This is a genomic window from Pseudomonas sp. B2021 (assembly GCF_018135665.1).
In the GTDB taxonomy this organism is placed as follows: domain Bacteria; phylum Pseudomonadota; class Gammaproteobacteria; order Pseudomonadales; family Pseudomonadaceae; genus Aquipseudomonas; species Aquipseudomonas lactis.
In genome coordinates this window covers 129,807-156,538 of the sequence record NZ_SMOF01000001.1, presented here as the reverse complement: position 1 = coordinate 156,538, position 26,732 = coordinate 129,807, and the positions used below count along the sequence as shown (strand labels likewise).

General features: G+C 61.5%; 27 protein-coding genes. 13 read left to right on the top strand and 14 right to left on the bottom strand.

The window, feature by feature from the left end; genetic code table 11:
• Nucleotides 1-26: 26 nt before the first annotated feature.
• Genes E1K68_RS00655 through E1K68_RS00630 form a run of 6 tightly spaced genes read right to left on the bottom strand, consistent with a single transcriptional unit; the run spans nucleotide 27 to nucleotide 5,704 of the window.
• Entirely contained in the window at nucleotides 27-959 is a 933-nt protein-coding gene (locus tag E1K68_RS00655) for a phosphatidate cytidylyltransferase (protein ID WP_192002110.1), read from the bottom strand.
• A gap of 1 nt (nucleotide 960) precedes the next feature.
• A complete protein-coding gene (locus E1K68_RS00650; protein ID WP_003195812.1) occupies nucleotides 961-1,581 on the bottom strand; it encodes a lysophospholipid acyltransferase family protein in 621 nt (206 codons plus the stop codon).
• A gap of 9 nt (nucleotides 1,582-1,590) precedes the next feature.
• Nucleotides 1,591-2,034: a hypothetical protein gene (locus E1K68_RS00645; protein ID WP_212613664.1), complete on the bottom strand. Its 444-nt coding sequence runs from the start codon at nucleotides 2,032-2,034 to the stop codon at nucleotides 1,591-1,593.
• Nucleotides 2,024-3,322, bottom strand: coding sequence for a phosphatase PAP2/dual specificity phosphatase family protein (locus tag E1K68_RS00640; RefSeq protein WP_169912853.1), 1,299 nt, complete (start codon nucleotides 3,320-3,322; stop codon nucleotides 2,024-2,026). Before E1K68_RS00640 ends, E1K68_RS00645 begins: the two co-directional genes overlap by 11 nt.
• Before the next feature lie 2 nt (nucleotides 3,323-3,324).
• Nucleotides 3,325-5,073, bottom strand: a complete 1,749-nt coding sequence (locus E1K68_RS00635; protein ID WP_212613663.1) for a bifunctional alpha/beta hydrolase/class I SAM-dependent methyltransferase — start codon at nucleotides 5,071-5,073, stop codon at nucleotides 3,325-3,327.
• Nucleotides 5,074-5,083: 10 nt separating this feature from the next.
• Nucleotides 5,084-5,704 carry a CDP-alcohol phosphatidyltransferase family protein gene (locus tag E1K68_RS00630; RefSeq protein ID WP_003195803.1) on the bottom strand — a complete coding sequence of 207 codons (621 nt, stop codon included), beginning with the start codon at nucleotides 5,702-5,704 and terminating at the stop codon, nucleotides 5,084-5,086.
• A 303-nt stretch (nucleotides 5,705-6,007) separates the two neighbouring features.
• Between E1K68_RS00630 and E1K68_RS00625 the strand changes: the two genes are divergently transcribed.
• The 8 genes from E1K68_RS00625 to cfaB all read left to right on the top strand — a co-directional run bounded on the left by E1K68_RS00625 (nucleotide 6,008) and on the right by cfaB (nucleotide 15,189).
• Nucleotides 6,008-7,933 carry a protease modulator HflK gene (locus E1K68_RS00625; protein ID WP_094773983.1) on the top strand — a complete coding sequence of 642 codons (1,926 nt, stop codon included), beginning with the start codon at nucleotides 6,008-6,010 and terminating at the stop codon, nucleotides 7,931-7,933.
• A gap of 9 nt (nucleotides 7,934-7,942) precedes the next feature.
• A complete protein-coding gene (locus E1K68_RS00620; protein ID WP_164692220.1) occupies nucleotides 7,943-8,944 on the top strand; it encodes a protease modulator HflC in 1,002 nt (333 codons plus the stop codon).
• Nucleotides 8,941-9,975, top strand: a complete 1,035-nt coding sequence (locus E1K68_RS00615; protein ID WP_003195796.1) for a protease modulator HflK — start codon at nucleotides 8,941-8,943, stop codon at nucleotides 9,973-9,975. Before E1K68_RS00620 ends, E1K68_RS00615 begins: the two co-directional genes overlap by 4 nt.
• Entirely contained in the window at nucleotides 9,972-11,858 is a 1,887-nt protein-coding gene (locus E1K68_RS00610) for a cation-translocating P-type ATPase (protein WP_003195794.1), read from the top strand. Before E1K68_RS00615 ends, E1K68_RS00610 begins: the two co-directional genes overlap by 4 nt.
• A 116-nt stretch (nucleotides 11,859-11,974) precedes the next feature.
• On the top strand, nucleotides 11,975-12,226 hold the full coding sequence (locus E1K68_RS00605; RefSeq protein ID WP_003195792.1) for a membrane protein: 252 nt from the start codon (nucleotides 11,975-11,977) through the stop codon (nucleotides 12,224-12,226).
• 67 nt (nucleotides 12,227-12,293) lie between these two features.
• Nucleotides 12,294-13,139 carry a DUF692 domain-containing protein gene (locus tag E1K68_RS00600; protein ID WP_034134115.1) on the top strand — a complete coding sequence of 282 codons (846 nt, stop codon included), beginning with the start codon at nucleotides 12,294-12,296 and terminating at the stop codon, nucleotides 13,137-13,139.
• Entirely contained in the window at nucleotides 13,130-13,918 is a 789-nt protein-coding gene (locus E1K68_RS00595) for a DNA-binding domain-containing protein (RefSeq protein ID WP_212613662.1), read from the top strand. The genes E1K68_RS00600 and E1K68_RS00595 overlap by 10 nt, the downstream gene beginning before the upstream one ends.
• A gap of 86 nt (nucleotides 13,919-14,004) precedes the next feature.
• Nucleotides 14,005-15,189 carry a C17 cyclopropane fatty acid synthase CfaB gene (gene cfaB / locus E1K68_RS00590; RefSeq protein ID WP_120247415.1) on the top strand — a complete coding sequence of 395 codons (1,185 nt, stop codon included), beginning with the start codon at nucleotides 14,005-14,007 and terminating at the stop codon, nucleotides 15,187-15,189.
• A 131-nt stretch (nucleotides 15,190-15,320) separates the two neighbouring features.
• On the opposite strand, the gene cls is transcribed toward cfaB, so the two are convergent.
• Complete coding sequence (gene cls, locus E1K68_RS00585; protein ID WP_003195783.1) at nucleotides 15,321-16,760, bottom strand: cardiolipin synthase; 1,440 nt, start codon at nucleotides 16,758-16,760, stop codon at nucleotides 15,321-15,323.
• 130 nt (nucleotides 16,761-16,890) lie between these two features.
• On the opposite strand from cls, the gene E1K68_RS00580 reads away from it, so the two are divergent.
• Nucleotides 16,891-17,412, top strand: coding sequence for a DUF3617 domain-containing protein (locus E1K68_RS00580; RefSeq protein WP_003195781.1), 522 nt, complete (start codon nucleotides 16,891-16,893; stop codon nucleotides 17,410-17,412).
• Here the strand turns inward: E1K68_RS00580 and E1K68_RS00575 are convergent.
• Genes E1K68_RS00575 through folE2 form a run of 6 tightly spaced genes read right to left on the bottom strand, consistent with a single transcriptional unit; the run spans nucleotide 17,409 to nucleotide 22,619 of the window.
• A complete protein-coding gene (locus E1K68_RS00575; RefSeq protein ID WP_212613661.1) occupies nucleotides 17,409-18,746 on the bottom strand; it encodes a dihydroorotase in 1,338 nt (445 codons plus the stop codon). The genes E1K68_RS00580 and E1K68_RS00575 overlap by 4 nt on opposite strands.
• A 3-nt stretch (nucleotides 18,747-18,749) precedes the next feature.
• On the bottom strand, nucleotides 18,750-19,310 hold the full coding sequence (locus E1K68_RS00570) for a DapH/DapD/GlmU-related protein (protein WP_003195776.1): 561 nt from the start codon (nucleotides 19,308-19,310) through the stop codon (nucleotides 18,750-18,752).
• Complete coding sequence (locus E1K68_RS00565; RefSeq protein ID WP_003195774.1) at nucleotides 19,307-20,185, bottom strand: metal ABC transporter substrate-binding protein; 879 nt, start codon at nucleotides 20,183-20,185, stop codon at nucleotides 19,307-19,309. Before E1K68_RS00565 ends, E1K68_RS00570 begins: the two co-directional genes overlap by 4 nt.
• An 11-nt stretch (nucleotides 20,186-20,196) precedes the next feature.
• On the bottom strand, nucleotides 20,197-21,063 hold the full coding sequence (locus tag E1K68_RS00560; RefSeq protein WP_003195772.1) for a metal ABC transporter permease: 867 nt from the start codon (nucleotides 21,061-21,063) through the stop codon (nucleotides 20,197-20,199).
• Complete coding sequence (locus E1K68_RS00555; protein ID WP_137204667.1) at nucleotides 21,064-21,732, bottom strand: ATP-binding cassette domain-containing protein; 669 nt, start codon at nucleotides 21,730-21,732, stop codon at nucleotides 21,064-21,066.
• On the bottom strand, nucleotides 21,729-22,619 hold the full coding sequence (folE2, locus tag E1K68_RS00550) for a GTP cyclohydrolase FolE2 (RefSeq protein ID WP_057710621.1): 891 nt from the start codon (nucleotides 22,617-22,619) through the stop codon (nucleotides 21,729-21,731). Before folE2 ends, E1K68_RS00555 begins: the two co-directional genes overlap by 4 nt.
• 128 nt (nucleotides 22,620-22,747) lie before the next feature.
• Between folE2 and E1K68_RS00545 the strand changes: the two genes are divergently transcribed.
• Nucleotides 22,748-23,959 (top strand): N-acetylmuramoyl-L-alanine amidase, encoded by a 1,212-nt coding sequence (locus tag E1K68_RS00545; protein WP_212613660.1) that lies wholly within the window; start codon nucleotides 22,748-22,750, stop codon nucleotides 23,957-23,959.
• Here E1K68_RS00545 and E1K68_RS00540 read toward each other — a convergent pair.
• Entirely contained in the window at nucleotides 23,956-24,324 is a 369-nt protein-coding gene (locus E1K68_RS00540; RefSeq protein WP_212613659.1) for a glutamine synthetase, read from the bottom strand. The two genes, E1K68_RS00545 and E1K68_RS00540, sit on opposite strands and share 4 nt — an antisense overlap.
• A gap of 126 nt (nucleotides 24,325-24,450) precedes the next feature.
• On the opposite strand from E1K68_RS00540, the gene dksA reads away from it, so the two are divergent.
• Genes dksA through E1K68_RS00525 form a run of 3 tightly spaced genes read left to right on the top strand, consistent with a single transcriptional unit; the run spans nucleotide 24,451 to nucleotide 26,732 of the window.
• Nucleotides 24,451-24,855, top strand: a complete 405-nt coding sequence (dksA, locus tag E1K68_RS00535) for an RNA polymerase-binding protein DksA (protein ID WP_003195761.1) — start codon at nucleotides 24,451-24,453, stop codon at nucleotides 24,853-24,855.
• A gap of 27 nt (nucleotides 24,856-24,882) precedes the next feature.
• On the top strand, nucleotides 24,883-26,088 hold the full coding sequence (gene zigA / locus E1K68_RS00530) for a zinc metallochaperone GTPase ZigA (RefSeq protein ID WP_003195759.1): 1,206 nt from the start codon (nucleotides 24,883-24,885) through the stop codon (nucleotides 26,086-26,088).
• Complete coding sequence (locus E1K68_RS00525) at nucleotides 26,088-26,732, top strand: DUF1826 domain-containing protein (protein ID WP_003195756.1); 645 nt, start codon at nucleotides 26,088-26,090, stop codon at nucleotides 26,730-26,732. Before zigA ends, E1K68_RS00525 begins: the two co-directional genes overlap by 1 nt.

Here is a 26,732-nt window from a genome sequence, read left to right as displayed (position 1 = left end):
TCCATCGGATTTGTAAAAGGGGTGGGTCAAGTCCACCAATACCGCACAAGATGGAAAAAGATCGGCGCCGCAAAGCACACTGAATCCAGCCGATCCAACATCCCGCCGTGTCCTTCGATCATGTGCCCCCAGTCCTTCACACCGCGGTCACGCTTGATCGCTGACATCACGATCCCGCCGGCAAACCCCAGCAAGTTGATCAGTAGGGCGATCAAGAATGACTGCCAGGGATTGAACGGTGTGGTCCACCACAACGCCGCGCCGATCAAGGAGGACAGCAGGATCCCGCCCACAAACCCTTCCACGGTTTTCGACGGCGACAGGTTGGGCGCGATCTTGCGTTTGCCGAACAGCTTGCCGCACACGTACTGCAATACGTCCGACAGTTGCACCACGATCACTAAATAGGCGATCAGCAGCAGGTTGCGGCCTTCGTAGCCGGGGATGTCCAACGTCAGCAGCGCCGGTACGAAAGACACGCAGAACACCGCGATCATCAACCCCCATTGCACCTTCGATGCACGTTCCAGGAAGTGCGTACTGTCGCCGCCTAAGGATGCGAGGATCGGCAGCAGCAGGAACACGTACACCGGGATGAAGATCGAGAACAGCCCATACCAGTCGGCGTAGATCAGCAGGTATTGCAGCGGCAGGGCCAGGTAAAACGCGGCCACCAGGGCCGGGTAGTCGCTGCGCCGGGTGGGCGTGAGGGTGAGGAATTCGCGCAGGGCGTAGAACGACACGGCGTAGAACAACAGGATTACCGCGCCGGTGCCGAGCCAGAAGGCGACGCCGATCACTACCACCATGACCCACCAGGCGTTGATGCGGGCGTTGAGGTTATCGATCACGGCATTCGGGCTGCCACGGGTGCGCAGCTTGAGGATCAGGCCGATCAGCGAGGCGATGACCAGGATCGCGCCGATGCCGCCAAATAACATCAGGGTTTGGCTATCCATCTCAGGAATGCTCCGGGGCAAGGGCGAGCAGGGCGTCGCGGCTGCGGGCAAGGAAGGCGGCTTTGTCTTCGCCTTCTTCCAGCTGCAGGGGGGCACCGAAGCTGGTGGTGCATAGCAATGGCAGTGGCAATACGCGACCCTTGGGCATGACCCGGTTCAGGTTGGCTATCCACACGGGGACCAGCTCGGCCTGTGGGTAACTCTTTGCCAAGTGATACAAGCCGCTTTTGAAGGGCAGCAAGCCATCCTCCAGATTGCGCGTGCCTTCGGGGAAAATGATCAGCGAGTCGCCGCCCTCCAACGCCGCAAGCATGGGCTGCAGAGGGTTATCCACAGGGTCCTTGCGCTCACGGTCGATCAGCACGCCATTGAACACTCGATTGATGATGTAGCGGCGCAGCGCACTCTTGTTCCAGTAATCACTGCCGGCCACCGGGCGCGTGAATTTGCGCAGGTTCTGCGGCAGCGATGCCCATACCAGCACGAAGTCACCGTGGCTGCTGTGGTTGGCAAAATAGATGCGCTGCACCGGTACCGGCGCGCACCCCAGCCACAGGCTGCGGGCGCCGGTGACGGTGCGGGCCATGGAAGTAATCAGCGTGGCGACCACGGGTTCGAACATGGGAATTCCTTATCCGGCGAAAGGTAGCCAAGGGCTGGCGAGGATGACGCCCAAGGTCAGCAGCGCTTGCGCGCCCAGCAGCCAGGCTTGTTTACGCAACAGTTTGAGGGCGCCACGACGGCGTTCAGTCCAGGGGCGACCGACTCGTTTGGGCGATTGCAGGCCAAGGGTTTGCAGGGCCTGGTCGAGGTCTGGCGTGCGGGTGGTGTCGCGAGCGAGCAGGGCGAACAGGTCGGCGTCAAAGGCCACCCGCAGCGCCCAATATTTTTGCAACAGGCCCAGCACAATCATCCACAGGGCCAACAGCAAGCAAATGGTGGAAATACTGGCCAGCAACAACTGGGCGAGGCCGAACAGCACACCGAGCAGCGTCAGCCCTGTGGATAACAGATCCAATGATCGGCCACGGCGCAACAGGCTGGCGACGACCTGAAGTTCCATATCAGCAGGCATTTGGCAAACCCTCCAACGCTTGACGGTGTGCGGGGTGCAGGACCACATCGGCCCGCGCTGTACGAATAATAGCCAGCGCTTGCTCAACCGTGGCGGCGCGCCCCGTGTTCAGCAGCCAGGCGGCGACGGCGGTGGCGCTGCGTGAGTAACCGAGGGCACAACACACCAACAGCGGGCCGCTCGCTCGCAGGCGTTCAATGGCGTGGGCGGCGTTCAGGCATTCGTCGGGGGTTGGGGCGATCAGGTCCAGCACGGGCACGCAGACGTAAGCACGGCCTTGTGGATCCATCGGCAGTTCGGCGCATAAGTCGACGATGCTCGCGAATGAGCGCTGTTCACCGGTTGTAGGAATGCGCCCAAGCCAGACGTTATCCACAATCAGGTCCGGCTGTGGATGTTTGCGTGTCCACAGCCGCGAATTGATCCACGCACACGCCAAATAAGGCGCATACAACCATCGGGCGGCAGGTGTAAGGCGGCCATCCGCACGTTTTTGAAAGCCCGACACGCCGATCAAAAGGTAGTTGGCCGCGATCAAACCCAGGGAAACCGCTGGCCACAGCAGCCACAGCCAGCCGCCGCCCAGTACCAAGGCAAGCGCCAGCAGTAATAGCGCGCCCAGCCCATAGCGCACAGCCAGGCGACAACGTTGGGTATCTCGCGTCAACCGCGCACTTAACAATGGGCTTGGGTGTTCTACCGGCCATAACCACACGCACAGCCATCCCGCGAGGGCGCCTGTGGGTAAGTCGATAAAGTGATGTTGATAAGTGGTCAGCACCGAAACGCCGATCAGCGCGAACCAGCCATGCACCAGCCAACGCCACAATCCTTGAGTGTGCCGCTGGTACATCACCCACAAGATCACCAGCAGCGCGATATGCAGCGAAGGCGCCTGGTTGAAGGGCTTGTCAAAACCGGCCAGCACCGCAAACAACCAACCGAACACACCGTCCAGTTCCGGCCGCTCAAACGTGAAGCGCAGTGGCCAGATCAGAAAGCAACTCACGGCAATCACCTGCGCACTCAGCAGGCGCAGCGCATGCTGTTTGAGCTCATGGCGTGTAGTGGGCAGCAGCAGGGAGAAGCCGTAAAGCAGGTCGATGGACCAATAGGGCACGATGGTCCAGGCCCAGAACGGCATGTGGCTTTCCCAGCCGAACACCAGCGTACCGACGTCACTGCGCTGGCTGGTGACCCAGGTGGCAAAGCCGTAGGTGCTGAAAAACAGCGGTGCCAACAGCAGTAGCCAGAGCACCGCAGGTTTCAATAAACCGGGTTCGCGCATGTTCAGATCTTCTGTGCCAGGGACACGGTGAAAATGCCCCACTCATCCACGCGCTGGGTGACCTTGCGAAAGCCCGCCGCTTCGACGAGTTGGTCCATTTCCGCCTGGCTACGCCGGCGCATTACCCAAGCCTGGCCCTGACGGTGGCTGGTGAGCGCGCGGGCAATCAGCTCCAATTGTGGGTGCCACGGTTGGCCGGTGTAGACCAGGTAACCACCTGGCTCCACAGCTTCGGCCAGGCCCGCCAGCGAGCCGCCGACCATGGCGTTATCGGCAAACAATTCGTACAGGCCGGACACCACGGCCAGTGTCGGCTTGGGGTCCAGGGCAGCCAGGTCAGCGCGGTCGAACGCATCGCCTTTGACGAAGTGGGCGATGTCCCCCAGGCCCTTCTCGCGAATCAGCGCGCCACCGTCGCGCACGTTGATGTCGCTGTAGTCGCGCAGCAGGATCGATTCCGGCAGCGGCGATACGCCTTGCAAGGCTTCCAGGATGTAGCGGCCGTGGCCGGCGGCGATGTCGACAATGCGCACTTCGCGTTGGTCATCACGCAGCTTGGCCATGGCCAGGCGCAGTAACTCCTCGACGTTCAACTTGCGCTGGCGAATACCGCGCCAGCCAATGGAATTGAGGTAGTTGGTATCGATCATCCGCCCCAGCCCGCCCTTGCCGGTAGGCTTATTGCGATACACGTAGTCCAGGGTGCTGCCGGAATCGAAGCCGGTGTCGAAGCCCAGCTTCACCCCATCCGACAGGTTTTTACCCAGGCCCATGCTGGCGCGGGTCATGCGCCAGTACAGGTCGCGCAGGGAATTGCGTGGCAACGGCGCGGCGAGGGATTCGGATTCGGCGCACGTGGCGCCAAGTTTGTCGGCGTCCAGTAGAGAGGCGCGGTCCAGCGGGTGTGCGAAGTTCTGCAAAATAAAGCGTTTGGCGCTGCTCACGGCCACGGCTCGGTCGCGTTCACCGAGGGTGTCGTGGAAAAACCCAGGGAGGATATGCAGCTCTTTTTTCAGGCTGCCGAGGCGGTCGAAAAACTGCTGCTGGGGTTTACGGTGCACCACAAAGTCGGAGCCCGAAATAAGCAGTTGGGTCGGCACCTGGATCGCCTGGGCGTCGGCGACAACCCGGTCGGCCGCTTCGTACAGGCCCAACAGCACATTCACTGAAATGGCCTTGGTGATCAGCGGATCGTTGTCGTAGGACGCCACACGTTCCGGGTCATGGCTGAGGAACTTGGCCTTGACGTAGCTGTTGACGAAAAAGTTGCCCTTGAACTTGCGCATCAAGGCCAGGCCGGGGCGGGCGAAGGGCACGTACAGCTTGACCTTGAAGGCGGGCGAGGCGAGCACCAGAACGCGGATTTTTGGCGCGTAATCATGAACCCAGGTGGCCGCGATCACCGCGCCGACGCTTTGGGCGATGACGGCGATGTCTTCCTCTTCGATGCCGTAGGTGGCATTGATGTGGTCACAGAAAGTCTGCACGTCGCGGGCGCTGGTGGCAAAGCTGGGGCTGTCGCCGCGCTCGCCAGGGGATTGGCCGTGGCCACGGGCGTCCCAGGCGAAGAAGTCGAATTCAGGCAGGCCCAGCTCATCCACCAGGTGGGCAATGCGCCCTGAGTGCTCATGGCCGCGATGGAACAACAGGATCGCCTTGCGCGGCCCGGCGCCTGCCGTGGCCGGCCAGTGCCGGTAGAAAAGCTCGACGCCATCATGGGTACTGAAGGTGTGCTGTTGCTGTTCGCGCATCGCAAAATCCTTATGCAGAAGGGGAAGTTTGTTGTTCTTTGAGGCCCTGACGCACTCGGTTGACCAAGGTATAGGCGAGCAGGGCGGCCACCAGCCACATCACCACCTCCACCCAACCGGCGCCGAGCCAGCCCAGCGCCACGCCCGTGGCCAACACGCCGAGTACGAACGCCCGATCACTCTTGCCCATGGGCCCGTCATAACGGCGCGACGCGCCCACCATCGGCCCCAGCACCCCGGCGTACTCGCTGAATACCGCCAGCAGCGTCACCAGCAGCACCGGCGCCAGGCTCACCTCGGGGATCAATGCAAAGGGCAGGATCAGCGCGCTGTCGGCGATCACATCGCACAGTTCATTGAGATAAGCACCGAGGCGCGACTGTTGGCCAAATTCCCGGGCGAGCATGCCGTCAATGGCATTGAGGGCCATGCGTACAATCATCCACAGCGGGATCAGCGCAAACAGCCAGAGGTGTTGGGCAAAGCCCGCGATCAACAGCCCCACCAGCAGGGAAACAACCCCGGCCAGTACGGTGATCTGGTTGGCGGTGGTGCCGTTGTCATAGAGGCGCTGCACGAGAGGGCGCAGCAGGTTTTGAAAACGCGGTTTGAGTTGGTAGATGGAAATCATGGGGGGTGGCGCTTCCTTGTCCGTGAACCCGCGAAAAACTGTTCTGAAGTGTGCCGACTAATCGCAGCCGACACCAGTGATGGCTCGTGTTTATAGGGGGTTAGTCACACTCTCAGCACGATTAGGGGCCAATGTAGGAGCGAGCTTGCTCGCGAAAAACTCACAAGCGCCGCATATATTCAGGATGCCCGCGTTATCGTTGAGGTTTTTCGCGAGCAAGCTCGCTCCTACCGGGGTTTCGAACAAAAATTTCACGCTTCGTGTTATATCGTAACGAATTGTGTACAAGTGGGCGTTGAGCAGATGCAAGTGGATCTAGAGGCTGACGGGGCTTCGGTTGAAGGCCTCGCGCGTTTTCAGCAGGGGCTGTTCCACGCCCGTCGATTGCGCCAGGCCGGTATCGGCCTGACGACCCTGGCCCTCAGCGGTTGGATATTGGCGCTGTTCGTAGCGTTGTTTGCACCGCTGTCGATCTGGCCGGTGGTATTGATCAACTGCGCGTCGGCCTTGCTGCTGCTGGTGGCCGGGTTGCAGTCGGCCTGGTGGGTGGCCGATTGGCGTGCCCAGGCTCTGGAAGCGCCGAGCGGCGAGTTGATCGAACCTCTCAGCGAGCCCACTCCTTGGCACAAGGGCCTGATCAACCGGTTCGGCAACGGCCTGTTGGCGCAGATTGGCGCGCCGGTGCTGTGGTTGGGCGGCTGGTCGCTGTTGGCGCTGGTCAGCATCCTGCAGTTCTGGAACTTGGGCTTGCCCGCTGCCGCCATCGGGCAGTCGGCAAGTATTGGCGCAGCGCTCGCATTGGCCCTGGCGTTTGGCCTGTTGGTATTCGAACGCCGTTTGGCCCAGGAAACCGCTGCCCAATGGCCGGAAGCCTCACAGTTGGCGCAGTTGAGCCGGATGGCAATTATTTGCCTGGTGCTCAGCGCGATCTGCCTGCTGTTTGCCAATGCGGAGTCGGTCTGGCCGTTGCGCCTGGCCACTCTCATCGGGCTGTTGCCGGCGTTGGTGGCGCTGGAGTTCCTGCTCAGGGGCGTGCTCTCGCTGTTCAGCCCGCGCCAGCCGCGCCTCGAACCGCGCTTGATGGCGCAGAGTTTTATCGCCGGCCTACTGCGTTGGCCGCCTCAGCCCTTGCTGGCGTTGCAGCATGAACTGCACAACCGCTTTGGCATCGACCTGCGCCAGATCTGGGCCTTTACCTACATGCGCCGAGCGTTTTTCCCGGTGTTGCTGGTGGTGCTGGCGGTAGGTTGGGCGCTGACCGGTGTGCATGAAGTGCCCCTGCAAGGCCGTGGGATTTATGAGCGCTTTGGTAAACCGGTCGAGGTGTTCGGCCCCGGGTTGCATGCGGGCTTACCGTGGCCGTTGGGCCGCGTACTGAATGTTGAAAACGGCGTGGTGCATGAGCTGGCGACCAGCGTCAGTGACGCCGCCACACCGGAGCTGGCCGCAGCCGAAGGCCCGGCGCCGTTGATCGCCAACCGCCTGTGGGACGCCAGCCATGTGAATGACAAATCCCAGGTCATTGCCAGCAGCAGCGGCGGCAAGCAGGGCTTCCAGATCGTCAATATGGACGTGCGCTTTGTCTACCGCATCGGCCTCACCGATCAGGCTGCGCTTGCCGCCACCTACAACAGCGCGGATATCCCGACCCTGATCCGCAGCACCGCCAGCCGCATCCTGGTGCACGATTTCGCGTCGCGCACCCTGGATGAATTACTCGGGGAAGAGCGCACCAGCCTCGCCGACGAGATTGGCCGCAGTGTGCAAGCCGACCTGCAAACCCTCGACAGCGGTGTGGAAATCCTCGCCACGGTGGTCGAGGCGATCCACCCGCCGGCCGGTGCCGCTAACGCTTACCACGGTGTGCAAGCCGCGCAGATCGGCGCCCAGGCGCTGATCGCCCGTGAACGCGGTGTCGCCAGCGAACAGACCAACCAGGCGCTGCTGCAAGCCAGCACTGCTCGCGATCAGGCCCAGGCCAGTGCCCGCGAAGTGAATGCCGGCGCCCAAGCAGCGAACCTGCGCTTTGCCGCCGAACAAAAGGCCTACGCCGCTGCGGGCCAAGCCTTCGTGCTGGAACAGTACCTGGGCCAACTGAGCCAGGGCCTGGCCCAGGCCAAGCTGCTTATTCTGGATCATCGTTTGGGCGCCGACAGCGCGCCGACGATCGATCTGCGTTCTTTTACCTTGCCCGCCGACCCGTCGGCGCCGCGCAAAGCCGTTCAATAAGGAGTTCGTCTGTTGAGCGCTCATTCCCACGATCATGATCACGGTCATCACCACCATCACGGCCACCACCATCACCATCACGGCGATGAGCAGGCGGCCGGGCCTTTTCCCTGGCGTCGCATGGCGTGGGCGGCGTTGCTGGTGCTGTTTGCCGTGGCAGCGGCGAGCCTGGTGCAAGTGCGTTCCGGCGAGGCCACGGTGATTACCCGCTTCGGCAACCCCGCGCGTGTGTTGCTGGAACCGGGCCTGGGTTGGCGCTGGCCGGCACCGTTCGAAGCGGCGATCCCGGTGGACCTGCGTCTGCGCACCACCTCCAGCGGCCTGCAGGATGTGGGCACCCGCGATGGCTTGCGGATTATTGTGCAGGCCTATGTGGCGTGGCAGGTGCAGGGCGATGCCGACAACGTGCAGCGTTTTATGCGTGCGGTGCAGAACCAGCCTGATGAGGCGGCGCGGCAGATTCGTACCTTCGTCGGCTCGGCGTTGGAAACCACGGCGGCCAGTTTTGACCTGTCCAGCTTGATCAATACCGACGCCAGCCAAGTGCGCATTGCCGATTTTGAAGCGCAGTTGCGCCAGCAGATTGATCAACAATTGCTCACCACCTACGGCGTGCGCGTGGCGCAGGTCGGCATCGAGCGCTTGACGTTGCCATCGGTGACCCTCACCGCCACGGTTGACCGCATGCGCGCCGAGCGTGAAACCATCGCCACCGAACGCACTGCCGTGGGCAAGCGCGAAGCCGCGCAGATCCGCTCCGCTGCCGAACGTGATGCGCGCATCATGCAGGCCGATGCCACTGTGAAAGCCGCTGATATCGAAGCGCAGTCGCGTGTCGAAGCCGCGCAGATTTATGGTCGTGCCTACGCTGGCAATCCGCAGCTGTACAACCTGCTGCGCTCGCTGGATACCTTGGGCACGGTGGTCACGCCGGGGACCAAGATCATCCTGCGCACCGACGCCGCGCCGTTCCGCGCCTTGGTGGACGGGCCCAAGGACCTGCAGCCATGAGCGAGCCTGAAAGCCCGGACAGCCCGTGGATCCAGGCCGGGCGCCTGACGTTCCTGGCACTGTACGCGGTCACCGTATTGGCGGCGTTGGCCTGGGCCTTTTCCAATGTGCGCCAGATCGACCCGCAGAATCGCGCCGTGGTCTTGCACTTCGGCGCCCTTGATCGCATTCAGAACGCCGGATTGTTGCTGGCCTGGCCGCAACCCTTCGAACAAGTCGTCCTGTTGCCAGCGGCCGACCGGGTGATCGAACGCCGGGTAGAAAACCTGCTGCGTTCCGATGCGGCATTGCAGGCCGATCGGGTGGCCAGTTTCGCCACGCCCTTGAGCGATGCCCTGGCCGGTTCCGGCTACCTGCTGACCGGCGATGCCGGGGTGGTGCAGTTGGACGTACGGGTGTTCTACAAGGTGACCGAACCCTACGCCTTTGTGTTGCAGGGCGACCACGTGCTGCCGGCCCTGGATCGGCTGGTGACACGCAGCGCCGTGGCCCTCACCGCTGCGCGGGATCTGGACACCATCCTGGTAGCCCGCCCGGAACTGATCGGCAGCGATAATGGCGCCGCCGAACGCCGTGAGCGGCTGCGCGGCGACCTGGTGCAAGGCATTAATAAACGCCTGGCGGAGTTGGCGGCCAGCGGCTTGGGGCTGGGTATCGAAGCCACCCGCGTCGATGTGCAATCGAGCCTGCCAGGGCCTGCGGTGAACGCGTTCAACGCCGTACTGACCGCCAGCCAGCAAGCCGATAAAGCCGTGGCCAACGCCCGCACTGAAGCGGAAAAACTTACCCAGACCGCCAACCAAGAGGCTGACCGCCAGGTGCAAGTCGCCCATGCCCAGGCCAGCGAGCGCTTGGCCAATGCACAGGCGCAAACCGCTACCGTTGCCAGCCTCGCCCAGGTCAAAGACCCCGGTTTGCTGTTGCGTCTGTACCGTGAACGCCTGCCGAAGATTCTCGGCCAGGCCGGTTCGGTAACCACCGTCGATCCCAAAGACGACTCCCGCTTGATCATCCAGGGAGCCGAACAATGAGCGCACCCATGCTGACCTCCGCCGAACAGCGCAGCGCTGCCCGGCAATTGACCTTGGCGATGCTCGCCCTGGGCTTGCTCGTGCTGGGCCTGGTGTGGCGCTGGCTCGCGCCGGCCCAGAGCGGCGTCAGCCAGTTGCTGCTGGGCGTGGCTTCGCTGTTGGTGGCGGTGCCGGTGATGCGTTCAGCCTGGTACAGCCTGCGCTTTCCAAGCCTGCACGGCATCACCGACCAATTGATCGCCCTGGCCATGCTCGGCGCCTGGGCCACGGGCGATCTGCTCACCGCCGCGTTGCTGCCGATCATCATGATCTTTGGGCATGTGCTGGAAGAGCGCAGCGTGATTGGCTCCCAGGAAGCGATCCATGCCCTGGGCAAACTCACCCGCAGCCACGCACGCCTGGTGCAGGCAGACGGCAGCATCACCGAAGTGGATAACGGCACCTTGAACACCGGCGATATCGTCGAAGTGCGCGCCGGCGACCGCGTGCCGGCCGATGGCGTGGTGTTGTCCGGCCAGGCGAGCCTGGACACGGCGCCGATCACCGGCGAGTCGGTGCCGTTGGAAGCCAGCGTGGGCGTGCAGGTGTTTGGTGGGGCGATCAACCTTGATGGCCTGCTGCGTCTTGAGGTCACGCGCACCGGTAACGAATCGACGTTGGGCAAAGTCATTGCGCTGATGCAGAACGCCGAGCGGTCCAAGCCGCCGATCACCCGGCTGTTGGAGCGCTATGCCGGCAGCTACATGGTGCTGGTGTTGCTGCTGGCGGCCGTCACCTGGTTTGTCACCAATGACGCCCAGGCGATGCTCGCGGTACTGGTAGCGGCGTGCCCCTGTGCCTTGGTGCTGTCGGCACCGGCCACGGCGATTGCCGGGATTGCCGTGGCGGCGCGCCATGGCATCCTGATTCGCAGCTCGGCGTTCCTCGAAGAGCTGGCCGACCTGACTTCACTGGTGGTCGACAAGACCGGCACCCTGACCTTTGGCACCCTGCGCTTGCAGTCCATCGAGACCCGCGTGCCGGATCGCCAAGCGCTGCTGAACCTGGCGGCCAGCCTCGGTTCGGCGAGCAGTCACCCGGTCAGCCGAGCGTTGGCGGGGTTGGCGAGCCAGGAGCAGATGCTTGTTCTTAGCGACATCCGCGAGCGTCAGGGCCTGGGCGTGGTTGCCCAGACCGAGCAGGGCGAAGCGGCGCTGGGACGGCCGGAGTTATTTGAACAGTTGGGCATCGTCACCACCGCCGTACCCACCCATGATGGCCCGATTGCCGGGCTGGCGTTGAACGGCGAGTTCCTCGCCTGGCTGCTGTTGGCCGACAGCGTCAAACCCGAAGCGCGCCAGGCCCTGCAAGAGCTGCGTGACTTGGGCCTGGGCCGCCAACTGCTGCTGACCGGCGATCGCCAAAGCGTGGCCGACAGCCTGGCGCTGGACGTGGGCATCAGTGATGTCGAAGCCCAAGCGCTGCCGGAAGACAAGCTCAACCGCGTGCTGGGCGAAATCAGCAGTGGCTTCAGGCCAATGGTGGTGGGCGATGGCATCAACGACTCCCTGGCGCTCAAGGCCGGTGTGGTCGGTGTGGCCATGGGCGCGGGCGGTGCGGACATCGCCCTGGCCTCGGCGGACGTGGTGCTGATCGGCAGCGATTTGCGCCGCCTGGGCACCTGTGTGCGCTTGAGCCGCCAGTGTCGGCAGACGTTGCAGGTCAATGTGATCATTGGCTTGGGCTGGACGCTGGCCATTGTGGTATTCGCCGCATTTGGCTGGTTGGGGGCGGCGGGCGCGATGATCGCGGCGGTGCTGCATAACCTCAGTACCTTGCTGGTGTTGGGTAATGCCGGGCGTTTGCTGCGCTTCCAGGAGCCGCTGTTAAAGCTTGAGGAATAATTTCAGAAATATTTGCTCACGGCTGTAACGCCGACAGGGGGCCTCACTCTAGTGCTGTGTCGAGACTGAACAATCCGTTCAGACCGGCTCCACTACTGATCATGAGGAATACAACAATGAGCATTAAATCCGCTGCTGCTGGTGCCGCCCTCGCAATGGCCGCTGCTTCTCTGTTCGCGGGTGTGGCCACTCAGGTACAAGCCGCAGACGCCACCGTGCACTGCTACGGCGTGACCTCCTGCAAAGGCATGAACGATTGCAAAACCAAGGACCACGCGTGCAAGGGCCAGGGCGAGTGCAAAGGGATGGGCTTCAAGGCCATGACCAAGTCGGCCTGTGACGCCGCTGGCGGTAAAGTCGGCGAGTAACCGGCACACGAGTGCAACCGCGGCGGCTGCCTGCCACCGCTGCGGACACTTTGCCCAGGAGTGAGTCATGTCCGCGTCCCTTCCAAGTCTGGGTTACGGCCTGGGTTTGCGCAGTGAGTACTACCACCAGATCCTTGAACAGTCGCCGGCCGTGGATTGGTTCGAAGTGATCTCCGAAAATTACTTGGTACAGGGCGGCAAGGCCTTGTACTACCTGGATGCGATAGCCGAGCGTTACCCCTTGGTGATGCACGGTGTGTCGTTGTCCATCGGCGGGCCGCATGCCCTCGATACCGATTACCTGAACCACATCAAACAGCTCGCAGAGCGCATTCAGCCGGCGTGGATTTCCGATCACCTGTGCTGGAGCCGCGGTAGTGCGCACCAGCTACATGACTTGTTGCCCCTGCCTTACACCGAAGAAAGCCTTTACCACGTGGCCGGCCGTGTACGTCAGGTGCAGGACGTGTTGCAGCGTCCGCTGGTGCTGGAAAATGTCTCCAGCTATGTGCGTTCCAAGGCGGATGAATTCACCGAGTGGGAGTTCCTCAACGCCTTGGCCCACCTGAGCGGCTGCCAGTTGCTGCTGGACGTCAACAACGTCTACGTCAGCGCACGTAACCATGGTTTTGATGCCTGGACCTTCATTCGCAACCTGCCACCCGAAAGCATTCGCCAGCTGCATTTGGCGGGGCATATGGACTATGGCGACTATGTGGTCGATACCCATGACCATCCCGTGTGCGACCCGGTGTGGGCGCTGTATCAGCAAACTCTGGAGCATTTGGGCCCGGTGTCGACGTTGCTGGAACGCGATGACCATTTTCCGCCCTTCGAAGAGTTGCTCACCGAGTTGAACAAAGCCCGTGAGTTGGGTGCCAGCGCCTTGGCCCGGAGAGCGTTATGCGCCTGATCGACTGGCAGTTGGCGTTTGAGCAGCATCTATTATCCGAAGCACCCGCGGCCAACAGTGGCTTTGCCGCCACCTTGCTGGGAGGGCCGACATTGGATGTAGACACCGGCCTGGCGATTTACCACAACGCTTACCTGTCGCGTCTGCAAGAAGTGCTGCGCCATGACTTCGGTGCCATCTGGTATTGGCTGGGAGATGAGGAGTTTTGCTCACTGACCGAGGCCTACATCCGCCGTTATCCCTCGGCCCATTACAGCGTGCGCTGGTTGGGCGAGCGCTTTGCGATGTTTATCGTTGAGCATCTGATGGCTGCGCAAAGTGCGCCTTTGGCTGAGTTGGCACGCCTGGAGTGGGCGTTCACCTTGGCGTTTGACGCCGTCGAAGGGGAGCTGCTGACCTTGAATGACATGGCGCACCTGGCGCCTGAAGACTGGCCCACCTTGCAGGTTGCGCTGGCGCCTTCGGTGCAGCAACTGCTTTGCCGTTTCAACACGGTGGCGATCTGGCGAGCCAGCAAGGATGAGTCGGATTTCCCCGGCAGCCAGACGCTGGAACCGGCGCAAATCTGCCTGGTGTGGCGCAACCAGAACCGCTGCCACTACCGCAGCCTGGAAGCCGCTGAAGCCTGTGCGCTGTCGGGCATGGTGACCATGGGCTGGAATTTTTCAGAACTGTGTACTGAGCTGGCGGTCACTTATTCAGAGGGGGCGTCGCTGCAAGCGGCCATTTGGCTGAAACAGTGGGTCCAGGAAGGTTTGCTCGAGCGCCGAGCGCCATAGAAGGAGGTTATTCATTCGATAGCTTCCTACTTTGTTTGGCATGGTCTACCCTCACAGCAGACGTCTGAAACAAGGGGGGACTACTCATGCTCGCGCAACTTCCACCGGCCTTACAGAATCTTCAGCTACCGCTGCGTCTTCGACTCTGGGACGGCCATGAATTCAACTTGGGCCCTGAGCCCAGTGTCACCATCGTGGTCAAGGACCCCACGGTTGTCTCCAGGCTGACCCATCCAACGCTCGACTCACTCGGCGAAGCCTTCGTCGAGGGCAAGCTGGAGCTGGAAGGCTCCATCACCGAAGTGATCAGGGTATGTGACGAGTTGAGTCACGCTTTGGTCGATGACGACGAGGGGAGTCGTCCGGTGCGCTCGATTCACGACAAGGCCACCGACGCCGCGGCCATTTCCTACCATTACGACCTATCCAACGAGTTCTACCAGCTGTGGCTGGACCAGGACATGGCGTACTCCTGCGGTTATTTTGAAACCGGCAGCGAGTCGATCGACCAAGCCCAACAAGACAAATTCCGCCACCTGTGCCGCAAGTTGCGGCTGCAGCCAGGTGAGTATCTGCTCGATGTGGGCTGTGGCTGGGGCGGGCTGGCGCGCTATGCCGCGCGGGAGTTCGGGGTAAAAGTGTTCGGTATCACCTTGAGCAAGGAACAACTGGCCCTGGCCAAGGAGCGGGTGAACGCCGAAGGCCTGCAAGACCAGGTCGACCTGCAATTACTCGATTACCGCGACCTGCCCCAGGACGGTCGTTTCGACAAAGTGGTAAGCGTGGGCATGTTCGAACACGTCGGCCACGCCAACCTGGCGCAATACTGCCGGACCTTGTTCGGCGCAGTGCGTGAAGGCGGCCTGGTGATGAACCATGGCATCACCGCCAAGCACACCGACGGCCGCCCCGTGGGCCGTGGCGCTGGTGAGTTTATCGAGCGCTACGTGTTCCCGAACGGCGAACTGCCGCACTTGGCGATGATGACCGCCCAGATCAGCGAAGCGGGGCTGGAAGTGGTCGATGTCGAAAGCCTGCGTATGCATTACGCCCGCACATTGGACCATTGGAGCGAACGCCTGGAAGACAACCTGGAAGCGGCGGCGAAGATGGTGCCTGAGCAGGCGCTACGTATCTGGCGGCTGTACCTGGCCGGTTGCGCTTACGCGTTTGCCCGTGGCTGGATCAACCTGCACCAGATATTGGCGGTAAAACCCCATGCCGATGGCGGGCATGAACTGCCGTGGACGCGGGAAGATCTCTACCGCTGATCTCCAGACACTGAAGATCGAAACTGTGGGAGCTGGCTTGCCTGCGATAGCGTTGTATCAGGACCGGATGAGTCGACTGACACACCGCCATCGCAGGCAAGCCAGCTCCCACATGGGTTGTGTGTTGTCTGTCAAAGGATGGGTGAGATCAAGCGCGCCACGCGCATCCCCAGTTGCTGCAGGCGACGGGTCTCGCGGCTTTCTTCCTGGCTGACTTCATGGGCCAGGGCAAAGTCATCCAGCAACATCTGTTCAACCTGGCTGGCGAAGGCTTCATCCACCGTCAGCAGCATTACCTCAAAATTCAGCCGGAACGAACGGTTGTCCATGTTGGCGCTGCCAATGGCGCTGATTTCGCTGTCCACCAACACCACCTTCTGATGCAAAAAGCCTGGCGTGTAGCGAAACACCCGCACGCCCGCTCGCACCGCTTCGTTGGCATACAGGCTGGATGCGGCGTACACGATGCGATGGTCGGGCCGTGACGGCAGCAGCAGGCGCACATCTACCCCGCGTAACACCGCCAGGCGCAGGGCGGCAAACACCGCCTCGTCGGGAATGAAGTAGGGGCTGGTGATCCACACCCGCTCGGTCGCGGCGTGGATGGCCTCGACGAAAAACAGCGAGCAGGTTTCATAAGGGTCCGCTGGCCCGCTGGCGAGCAATTGGCAGAGCACGCCGTCCTCCGGGTAGGTGTCCGGCAGGATCAGCGGCGGCAGTTCCCGGGCGGCCCAGAACCAGTCCTCGGCAAACGACTCCTGCAGGCACGCCACCACTGGGCCGGTGACCTGCACATGGGTATCGCGCCATGGCGCCAGCGGCGGTTTTTTACCCAGGTATTCATCGCCTACGTTATGCCCGCCGACAAACCCGGTGATGCCGTCCACCACGACGATCTTGCGATGGTTACGGAAGTTGACCTGGAAGCGATTGAGCCATCCACTGCGGGTGGCGAACGCCTTGACCTGCACGCCAGCGTCACGCAGCGCTTGCACATAACGATGGGGCAGGGCGTGACTGCCGATGCGGTCGTAGAGCACGTAAATGGCTACGCCCTGGGCGGCTTTTGCCTTCAACAAGGCCTGTAACTGGCGGCCCAGTTCGTCATCGTGAATGATGAAAAACTGGAACAGCACGGCGGTCTTTGCGTGACGGATAGCCTCGAAGATCGCGCCGAAAGTGGCATCGCCATTGATCAACAGGCGCACTTCATTGTTGGCCAGGCACGGCATACGGCCCAGCTTGGGCATGGCGCGCAAGGAGGCATAGGCGCTGGAGTTGCGCGCTGCGAGCGCTTCCTCCACCCACGGGCGCCAGTTCAACTCGGTGATGGCCGTGTGCATTTCCTGGTTGGCCTGGCGACGGGCCTGGATGTACGCGTCGAAGGTGCTGCGGCCAAAAATCAGGTAGGGGATCAACGTCAGGTAGGGCATGAACATCAGTGACAACGCCCAGGCGATCGAGCCTTGTGCGGTGCGCACGGTCAGTACTGCGTGGATCGCGGCGAGCGTTCCCAGAAAGTGCAGCGTGGCAATGACGTAGGCGAGCAGGTGCGGGCCAAAGAAATCCATGAACGACGTAACTCCAGGCAGTCCAGTGCGTAACAGACCATGAACGGCTGTGAATGTCGCTATTTTATTTGCCATGCAACACTGGCTGCTTTGCGACGTCTAACGCCCACAATTACCCAGGAGTTACCCGATGAATGCTCGTCTGCTTGGTTTGGCCATGGTTGTTGGTTTGTCGCTGCCTGTGGCGGCGCAGGCGCAGATGCTGGCGCCGGGCTTGTGGGAATTGACCACCAGCAATATGAAAGTCGATAACCAGGACCTGCCGGACTTGTCGCTGATCCTCGGTCAGCTCAAGCAACAGATGACCCCTGAACAGCGCGCCATGCTCGAAAAGCAAGGCATCAACATGGCCGGTAAAGGCGTGCAGGTGTGCCTGACCCCGGCCCAGGTTGCCTCCGACTCGATCCCACTGACTGACCCTCAATCGGGCTGCAAGCAGGAAGTCACCGACAAGAGCGGCAACCAGTGGAAATTTCGCTTCAGTTGCCCGAAAGCCCAGGGTACTGGGGTAGCAACGTTCCAGAGCCAGAAAGAATTTACCACCAGCGTCAACGGTACGTTCAATGCCACCGGTATCCAGCAAAAAGGTAGCCTGGATAGCCATGCCCAGTGGCTGGGCAACGATTGCGGTACGGTCAAACCCCGCGCTTAACGCCCAAACTGCAGGGGCAAGCCCTGGCAACTGTTGACCACCTGGCCGTTGTGCCAGGCCAGGTGGCCGCTGACCAACGTTGTACTCACGCTGTGGCGAAAGCTGCGCTCTGCAAAGGGCGTCCAACCGCAGCGGGCGAGAACCGGTTGGCTGCTGACCGGCTTGCCGGCAGGCTCCGGTTTGATCAGTACCAGGTCGGCCCAATAGCCTTCACGCACGTAGCCGCGATCAGCAATGGCAAACAGGTCGGCCACGCGGTGGCTGGTCTTGGCGACCAATGTGGTGAGGGGCAAATGCCCGTCGGCCACCAATTCCAGTAACGCCGGCAAGGCATGCTGCACCAGGGGCAGCCCTGACGGTGCGTCACGATAGCCCAACTGTTTTTGCGCCCAGGTGTGCGGCGCATGATCACTGCCAATCACATCCAGACGATCACTCAATAACGCCAGGCGCAGCGCGTCGCGGTCGGCGCGGGTCTTGATTGCCGGGTTGCATTTGATCTGGTGGCCGAGGCGGTGGTAATCACGGTCATCGAACAGCAGGTGGTGCAGGCAGACCTCGGCGGTGATGTGCTTGTCGGCCAGGGGCTTGTCTTCGAATAGCGCCAGTTCGCGAGCGCTGGTCAGGTGCAACACATGCAGGCGCGTGCCATGGCGTTTGGCCAATTCCACGGCAAACGATGACGAGCGATAACAGGCCTCGGCATCGCGGATCAGCGGATGAGCCACGGCGGGAATATGCTCGCCGAAGCGCTCGCGCAGGCGTTGCTCGTTGGCGAGGATGCTGGGTGTGTGTTCGCAGTGAGCGAGCAGGATGGTTGGCACCTCGGCAAACAGACGCTTCAGAATGCGCGGGTCGTCCACCAGCATATTGCCGGTAGAGGCGCCCATGAACACTTTGACCCCAGCCACTTCACGGGGGGCGAGGGCGGCGACGGTGTCGAGGTTGTCGTTGCTCACGCCAAAGTGAAAGCCGTAGTTGGCCACTGAGTGCAGTGCCGCACGGCGCTTTTTATCGGCCAGGGCTTCCAGGCTCAAAGTGGCCGGGTGAGTGTTGGGCATGTCCATGAAGCTGGTTATGCCACCGGCCACCGCCGCGCGGGACTCGCTGTAGAAGCTGCCTTTTTCCGGAGCGCCGGGTTCGCGAAAATGCACTTGGTCGTCGATCATCCCTGGCAGCAGCCACTGGCCGTTGGCATCGATTTCCACTGGTTCGTTATCGCCTTGAATGCTGGTGGCAATCTTCTCGATACGGCCATTGGCGATCAGTACGTCGGCGTCGAATACCTGGCCTTCGTTGACCAGGCGGGCGTTGCGGATCAGCAGGCGGCTCATGGTTCAGAACTCGTTTTGCAGGGCTTTGTAGCCGCGTACCAGGTCGACGTTGGTGCGTGCCACGTCTTCGGAAAACTCCGAGGCGCTGACACTCACCGGCGGAAACTGCGACAGATCCGTGTTGGGGCCGATACGCGTCGTGGAGGGCACGTAGAACGCGGCGGGCAGGTCGCGGCCGTCGACCACCGAGTTGTGGCGCACCACGCATCCATCGCCCACGGCGCAATTGAACAGCACGCTGTTGAAGCCAATAAACACGCGGTTGCCCACCGTACAGGGGCCGTGGACGATGGAGCGGTGAGCAATGGAGGTGAATTCGCCGATGGTCACCGCTGCGCCGGACTTGGAGTGGATGACCACGCCGTCCTGGATGTTGGAGTTGGCGCCGATGGTGATCGGGTCCATGGCGCCGCTGGCATCAACTTCGTCGGCGCGGATCACGGCGTAAGGGCCAACGAACACGTTCTCGCCGATGATGACTTTGCCGCAGATGATCGCGGTCTTGTCGACGTAGGCCGATTCGGCAATCACCGGCAGGTCGCCGGAAGGATTTTTGCGGATCATGGCTGGCTCAGTGCGGCGCACAGGGTGTTGAGGTTGTATTCGAACAGCCCGAGAAAGGTGCTGGCCGGGCCTTCTGCGGCGAGGGCGTCGGAGTACAGCGTGCCGCCGATCTGTGCGCCGCTTTCGTCAGCGATCTGCTTGAGCAGGCGTGAGTCTTTGATGTTTTCCATGAACACGGCTTTGACCTTGTCCTTGCGAATCTGGGTGATTAGCGCGGCAACTTCAGCAGCCGAAGGGTCACGTTCGGTGGACAAGCCCTGGGGCGCGAGGAACTGGATGCCATAGGCCTGGCCCAGGTAGCCGAAGGCGTCATGGGAGGTGACGATGCGGCGGTTACCCGGTGGCAGGGCGCCGAACTTGGCTTTGGCCTCTTCCAGCAGGCTATGGATTTGTTTGAGGTAGGCCTGGCTGTTGCGCAGGTAGGCGGTCTTGTTTGCCGGGTCGGCGGCCACCAGGGCCTTGGTGATGTTGCTCACATAGATCTCGGCATTGGCCAGGTTGTGCCAGGCATGCGGGTCGGGAATGGTTTCGCCATCCTCGTCCATGGTGTGGGAAATCACGCCTTTGCTGGCGGTGACCACCGTTGCCTTGGTTTCGGTGCTGGTGACCAGGCGGTCCAGCCACGGCTCGAAACCCAGGCCGTTCTTGATGATGACCTTGGCCTTGAGCAGTGCCTTGGCGTCATCCGGCGTGGGTTCATAGGTATGAGCATCGGCGTCCGGGCCGACCATGTTGCTGATCTGGATATGCTCCCCACCGATCTGGTGGGTGATGTCATCGAGAATACTGAAGCTGGTGACCACTTGGAGTTTGTCTGCCGCGTGAGCCATCGACAGCGGTAGCAGCAGACTGAACAGCACGAGTAGAGCGCGCATGGGGAAACACCTCATTGGGATGTGAGCAAAGGCGGGCGGCGCAACAAACCGTGCACCGGACCGAACACCACGGACAACAAATACCCAGCGCCCGCCACCAGCACGATTGCCGGCCCACTGGGCAGTGAGTAGTAGAACGACAGCAGTAAGCCCAACCACACCGACAGGCAGCCCAGCAGCGCCGATACTGCGATCAACACCGGCAGGCGTCGACTCCAGAAGCGTGAGGCGATGGCCGGCAACATCATCAAACCGACCACCATCAGCGCGCCGATGGCCTGGAAACCGATCACCAGGTTCAGCACCACCAGGGTCAGGAATACGCCATGGGCGAGGGGGCCGAGGCGGCTGACCGTTTGCAGGAACAGCGGGTCGAGGGTGTCCAATAGCAGCGGTTTGTAGATCAGCGCCATGGCGATCAGGCTGAAACCCGAAACCCAGAGCATGCCGGTCAGGGTGGTTTGATCCACGGCCAGGGCAGAGCCGAACAGCAGGTGCAGCAGGTCCAGGCGCTTGCCGGCAAGGCCCAGGATCAGCACGCCGGCGGCCAGAGAAATGGGGTAGATGGCCGCGAGGCTGGCGTCTTCGCGCAGCCCGGTGCGGCGGGTGATCCACGCAGCCAGGCCGGCCATACTCAGTCCCGCACCCAGGCCGCCGAGGGTCAGCGCGGGCAGGCTCAGGCCGGCGAACCAGAAACCCAGAGCGGCGCCGGGCAGGATGCCGTGGGCTACCGCATCACCGATCAGGCTCATGCGCCGCAGGATCAGAAACACCCCCAGCGGCGCGGTGCTGCAAGCGAGCACCAAACCGCCGATGAGTGCGCGGCGCATAAAAACGAACTCATGAAACGGCAGCCACAAGTGGGCAGTGAAGTGCATTCAGGCCACCTGCATCTGCGGTTGCGGGCGGATCAGCTCTTTGCTGGGGCCAAATAGGCAGCCGGTGTTTTTGATCTGCAGTACGTGCTGGGTGTGGTGACGCACGGAGGCCAGGTCATGGCAGACGATCACCAGGGTGCGGCCTTCGCTGTGCCAGGCATGGATGTGTTGCCAGCACAGCGCCTGGCCGTCCTCGTCGAGGGCTGCATGAGGTTCGTCGAGTAGCAGAACCGGCGCCTCGGCCAGGCTCATGCGTGCCAGCAGGGCGCGCTGCAATTCGCCGCCGGACAGTGCCATCAAGGGGCGGTGTTCCAGGCCAATCAGACACCAGTCTTCCAGCACCGCTTGCAGGCGTTGGCTGCGTTGTTGAGCGGTGTGTTGGGTGCCCCAAAAACCTGCAGCCACCAGTTCTTGCAGGCTGATAGGAAACTGGCGGTCCAAGTGTTGCTGCTGGGGCAAGAAGGCCAGGCCGCCACGGCGTGGAACATCCACGATGACTTTTCCCGCCAAAGGCTTTTGCAGGCCGGCGATGACTTTGAGCAGGCTGCTCTTGCCCGTGCCGTTGGCGCCGATGATGCCGGTGAGGCTGCCTTTTTGCAGGGTCAAATTCAGTGCCGGGGTGAGCGGTTGCCCGGGGGCACCCCAGCGCAACGCGTTGCAGGTGATCATGCAGAAGCTCTCGTCCAGCGGCTTTCAGCCACGGCATCGTGCGCGTGCAGGCTTTCGGCGTGGATCACTTTGAGGTGGAAGGCGTTGATGGCATCCGAGCGTTTCAAGGCGAGGTGTAGGCGGCGAGCGGCGTCTTCGCAGAACATCAGGTTCTGCCCGTTGGCCAGGGCGAAGGCTTGTTCGTCTGCGCGTTTCACCGCGGTTTGTACGGCGGTGCCGAGCGCGGCTTCGGCAGCGTTGATCAAGTCGACTATCGGCAGGTCAGTACCTTGCAACTGAACGTGCAACTGCGCGCTGCTGCGTTGGCTATGGGGTGTGGCGACGATGCCGTTGGCACTGCCAAGCCAGGCCAGCACCGCTTCGTGCTGCAACGGCGTATTGGCGAAATCATCGACAAATTGCTGCTGAATCAACTGCCTGGCGAGGGCGGCGGAGCAAGGGCAGGTTGAGGAATAAGTAACGTCAATTTTTAGTTCCACGTGGAACATCTGGTTTTCCAGGCGCGCTTCGATGCTCACGGGGTAGGTCTTCCAGCCGGCTAATGGGCTGACCAGGGCAGGGCGTTTAAGCAGCAGCTGGGTGTGGATGCGCAGGTATGCGTTCTTAGATAAACCTTCATGTGTGTCGAGAAAACGCTGCAGTACATTACGCAGCAGTGCCGATGTCAGCGGCTGTTGATCAAGCATTTCCAGGGCCAGGTACAGGCGTGACATATGAATGCCACGGGCCGTGCCGTCGTCCAGGCTTACACCCGCGTCGGCGGTGGCGGTCAGGTGTTGACCGTCAATCAGGATCGGCAAGGCGATGCCGCACATCCCCACCCAGTCGAGTGGCAAGGCTTGGCGTGAAGCCTGCGCGGCGATATCCGGCAGAGTCAGCGCGTTCATAAGCAGGTCCATCGTTGGAAATAATTCGACATGTTATAGTATAACAATACGAGCTACGATGAATTTTCTGCTCCAGCCTTTGTTCAGTCATATCGAGTAGGGACGCTCCTTTATCTGCGGTATATGTCATGCACAGACGTCAGCTCCTTAACCTGCTGCTGGTCAGCCCTCTGTTCACCTTGCCTTTGGGGGCTTACGCCACACAGATTCGTAATGCACGCCTGTGGCGCTCGGACGATAAGCTGCGCCTGGTGTTCGACCTCAGCGGCCCGGTGCAATACAAGACCTTTTCCCTGACCTCACCGGACCGCTTGATCATCGACTTGAGTGGAGCCGGGCTCAGCGGCGACTTTTCCCAATTGGCGTTGAAGAACAGTGGGATTACCTCGATCCGTTCCGGGCATTTCGGCAAGAGCGATACGCGCATCGTGCTGGACCTGGTCGAGCCCATGCAGCTCAACAGCTTCGTGCTGCCGCCCCAGGATGGCCAAGGCCATCGCCTGGTGCTGGATTTGACCAACGCGACCCGTGCGCCCCGTCAAATCGCCGCAGAGCCGGCACCCTTGGTGACGCCGGTAGACAAGGCGCATCCCAAGCGCGACATCATCGTGGTGGTCGACCCCGGCCATGGCGGCAAAGACCCAGGTGCGATTGGCTCCAAGGGCCAGCGCGAAAAAGATGTGGTGCTGTCGATTGCTCAGTTGTTGGCTAAACGCTTGAAGCGCGAAAAGGGTTTTGACGTAAAACTGGTGCGCAACGACGACTTCTTCGTGCCACTGCGCAAGCGCGTGGACATCGCCCGTCAGCACAAGGCCGATATGTTTATCTCAGTGCATGCCGACGCCGCGCCACGGCTGACCGCGTCGGGCGCCTCGGTGTATGCGTTGTCGGAAGGGGGCGCTACTTCGGCTACGGCACGTTTCATGGCCCAGCGCGAAAATGGCGCCGACTTGCTGGGCGCCACCACCTTACTCAATCTGAAGGACAAGGACCCGATGCTGGCCGGGGTCATTCTCGACATGTCGATGAATGCGACCATCGCCTCCAGCCTGCAACTGGGCAGCTCGGTATTGGGCAGCCTGCAGAACATCACCAGCCTGCATCAGAAACGTGTGGAGCAGGCCGGGTTCGCCGTGCTCAAGTCACCGGACGTACCCTCGATTCTGGTGGAGACCGGGTTCATCTCCAATGCGCGCGACGCCCAGCGGCTGGTGACGGTGCGTCATCAACAGGCGGTGGCGGATGGTCTTTTCGAAGGCCTCAAACGTTACTTTCAGAAGAACCCACCCATGAACAGCTACATGGCCTGGGTGCAGGCGCAGAAAAACAGCCAGGTCTAACAGCCGGTCATTCGGCTGCAAGTGAACTTGGCGCTGGCGCCCCCTGAGCTGGAAAACCGGTTAAGGGTGGTCCAGCCCACGCGCCGCGTGTAGCCGACCCACGCCTCGCCATCCGATGCCAGCCCGGTAAAGAACGTCAGTTGCCCATACCGGCTGTTGGTCTGCGCCCAATAGCGTTTGCCGATCACTTCGAATCCGCGCAGGTAAGTGGTGCTGCCGACGGTCGCCACGCTATAGGCATTGCCCAACGGGTCCACACACGCCAGCAGGTTGGCGCCGCGTGTGCACTTGGCCAACAGGCTGGGTGCCTGGGCGCAGGCAGGCCCGGCGACTGCCAATAGCAGCGCGCACAGCAGGTATTTCATCGAGGTTCTCAACATAGGCAGGTGACCCAGCATTGCGCCCTTCGTCGCGGCGAGCAAGAGGGATTGGCTTATTTGTATTGTTATACTATAACATAAAAGCACAGCCCGACCCGCGAACCGCTTCCCATGACCGAACACGATCTTTTGGCCCAACCAGCGGCCGACTACATGAACGAGGCCCAGCAGCGTTTTTTCCGCGAACTGTTGCTGGCTCAGCGCGATGACTTGCAAGCCCGTATCGATGCTGAGTTCCAGGCACTGCGCGAGCAGGAAACCAACAGCGACCTGGCGGATATCGGCAGTGCCGAAGAACAACGCCAGTGGCAATTGCGCCTGCTGGAACGCGAAAAGAAGCTGTTGGACAAGATCGACGACGCCCTGGAGTTGCTGGCCCGTGGCGAATACGGCTGGTGCCGTGAAACCGGCGAACCCATCGGCCTGCAACGCCTGCTGCTGCGCCCCACCGCCACCTTGTGTATCGAAGCCAAAGAACGTGAAGAGCTGCGCGAACGCCATAAACGGGCAGTTTGACCGGCCAACCTTGATGAGGAATACCTGATGCCCAATCGTCTCCCTGTGACCGTGTTGTCCGGCTTTCTCGGCGCCGGTAAAAGCACGTTGCTCAATTATGTCCTACGCAACCGCGACAACCTGCGGGTGGCGGTGATCGTCAACGACATGAGCGAAATCAACATCGACGGCAGCGAGGTACAGCGCGACGTCACGCTCAATCGTTCGGAAGAAAAACTGGTGGAGATGAGCAATGGCTGCATTTGCTGCACCTTGCGTGAAGACTTGCTTGAAGAGGTTGGAAAACTCGCCAAAGAAGGTCGTTTCGATTACCTGCTGATCGAATCCACCGGTATTTCCGAACCTTTGCCCGTGGCCGAAACCTTCACGTTTCGCGATGAAAACGAGCAAAGCCTGGCCGACATTGCACGCCTGGACACCATGGTCACTGTGGTCGACGGTATGAATTTCCTGCTCGACTACCAGGCTGCCGAAAGCCTGGCTTCACGGGGCGAAACCCTCGGTGAGGAGGATGAACGTTCCATCACCGACCTGTTGATCGAACAGATCGAATTCGCCGACGTCATCCTGATCAGCAAGATCGACCTGATCAGCAGCCGCGAACGCGAAGAACTGATGGCCATCCTCGAGCGCCTCAACGCCCAGGCGGAAATCATCCCGATGGTCATGGGCGAAGTGCCGCTGAACAAGATCCTCAACACCGGCCGTTTCGACTTTGAGCGCGCCGCCCAAGCCCCGGGCTGGTTGCAGGAATTGCGCGGTGAGCATGTGCCGGAAACCGAGGAATACGGCATAGCGTCCACCGCTTACCGTGCGCGCCGGCCCTTCCATCCACAGCGGTTTTTCGACTTTATCGACCGCCCCTGGGTCAACGGCAAGCTGTTGCGCTCCAAAGGTTTCTTCTGGTTGGCCAGCAAACATCAGGATGCGGGCAGTTGGTCCCAGGCGGGTGGCTTGATGCGTCATGGGTTTGCCGGGCGTTGGTGGCGCTTTGTGCCGAAAAGCCAGTGGCCGCAGGACGAAGAAAGCGTGGCGGCGATCATGGCCAACTGGCAATTGAGTACCGGTGACTGCCGCCAGGAACTGGTGTTTATCGGGCAAAACATCGACTTTGCCCAGATGCGTACCGAGCTGGACGCCTGCTTGCTCAACGATGAGGAAATGGCCCTGGGTGTCGAAGGTTGGCGCCAGCTGCCCGACCCGTTTGGCCCTTGGTATGAGCAGGTCGCCTGATGTTGGCCCCGGTCATCCCCCTGCGCCCCGTCATCCGCCAGACACATGGGGAAACGCCGCTGGCGCTGTCCGATATCCTCAATGACGGCGTCAACCTGGCCATCTGGCAGCGCCAACTGCCCCTGCATATCGCTGAGTTTGGCGCTTTGCTGGTGGCGCTCAATGAACCGTTGGCCGAGTCCTTGGTGGTCGAGTTGGTTAGCGAAGACTCCGTGCCGAACTTGCAGGGTTTGGCGTCCAGCTGTCGCGATCTTGAAGGCTACGATGGGTTTATCGCCGATGTGTCGTGGCTGATCAGTGCATTCGCCTGCCTGCTGGGCGCCAAGCGCATCGGCGTGCGTCTACGGCTATTGGACAAGGCCATGTGCCCGCGTTTTCACGTCGATCACGTACCGGTTCGGCTGATCACCACCTACGCCGGTATCGGCAGCCAATGGTTGCGTGAAGGCGTCATGGACCGGCGCGCATTGAGCCAGGTGGATGCCGAGCCCACGGAGCGCATCGAGCAGATCCATTGCGGTGAGGTGGCGCTGCTCAAAGGCACCAAATGGCACGGCAATGAAGGGCATGGCCTGATCCACCGCTCGCCGGCGCTCAAGGCCGATGAGCGACGGTTGATCCTGACGCTGGATTGGCTGGCATAA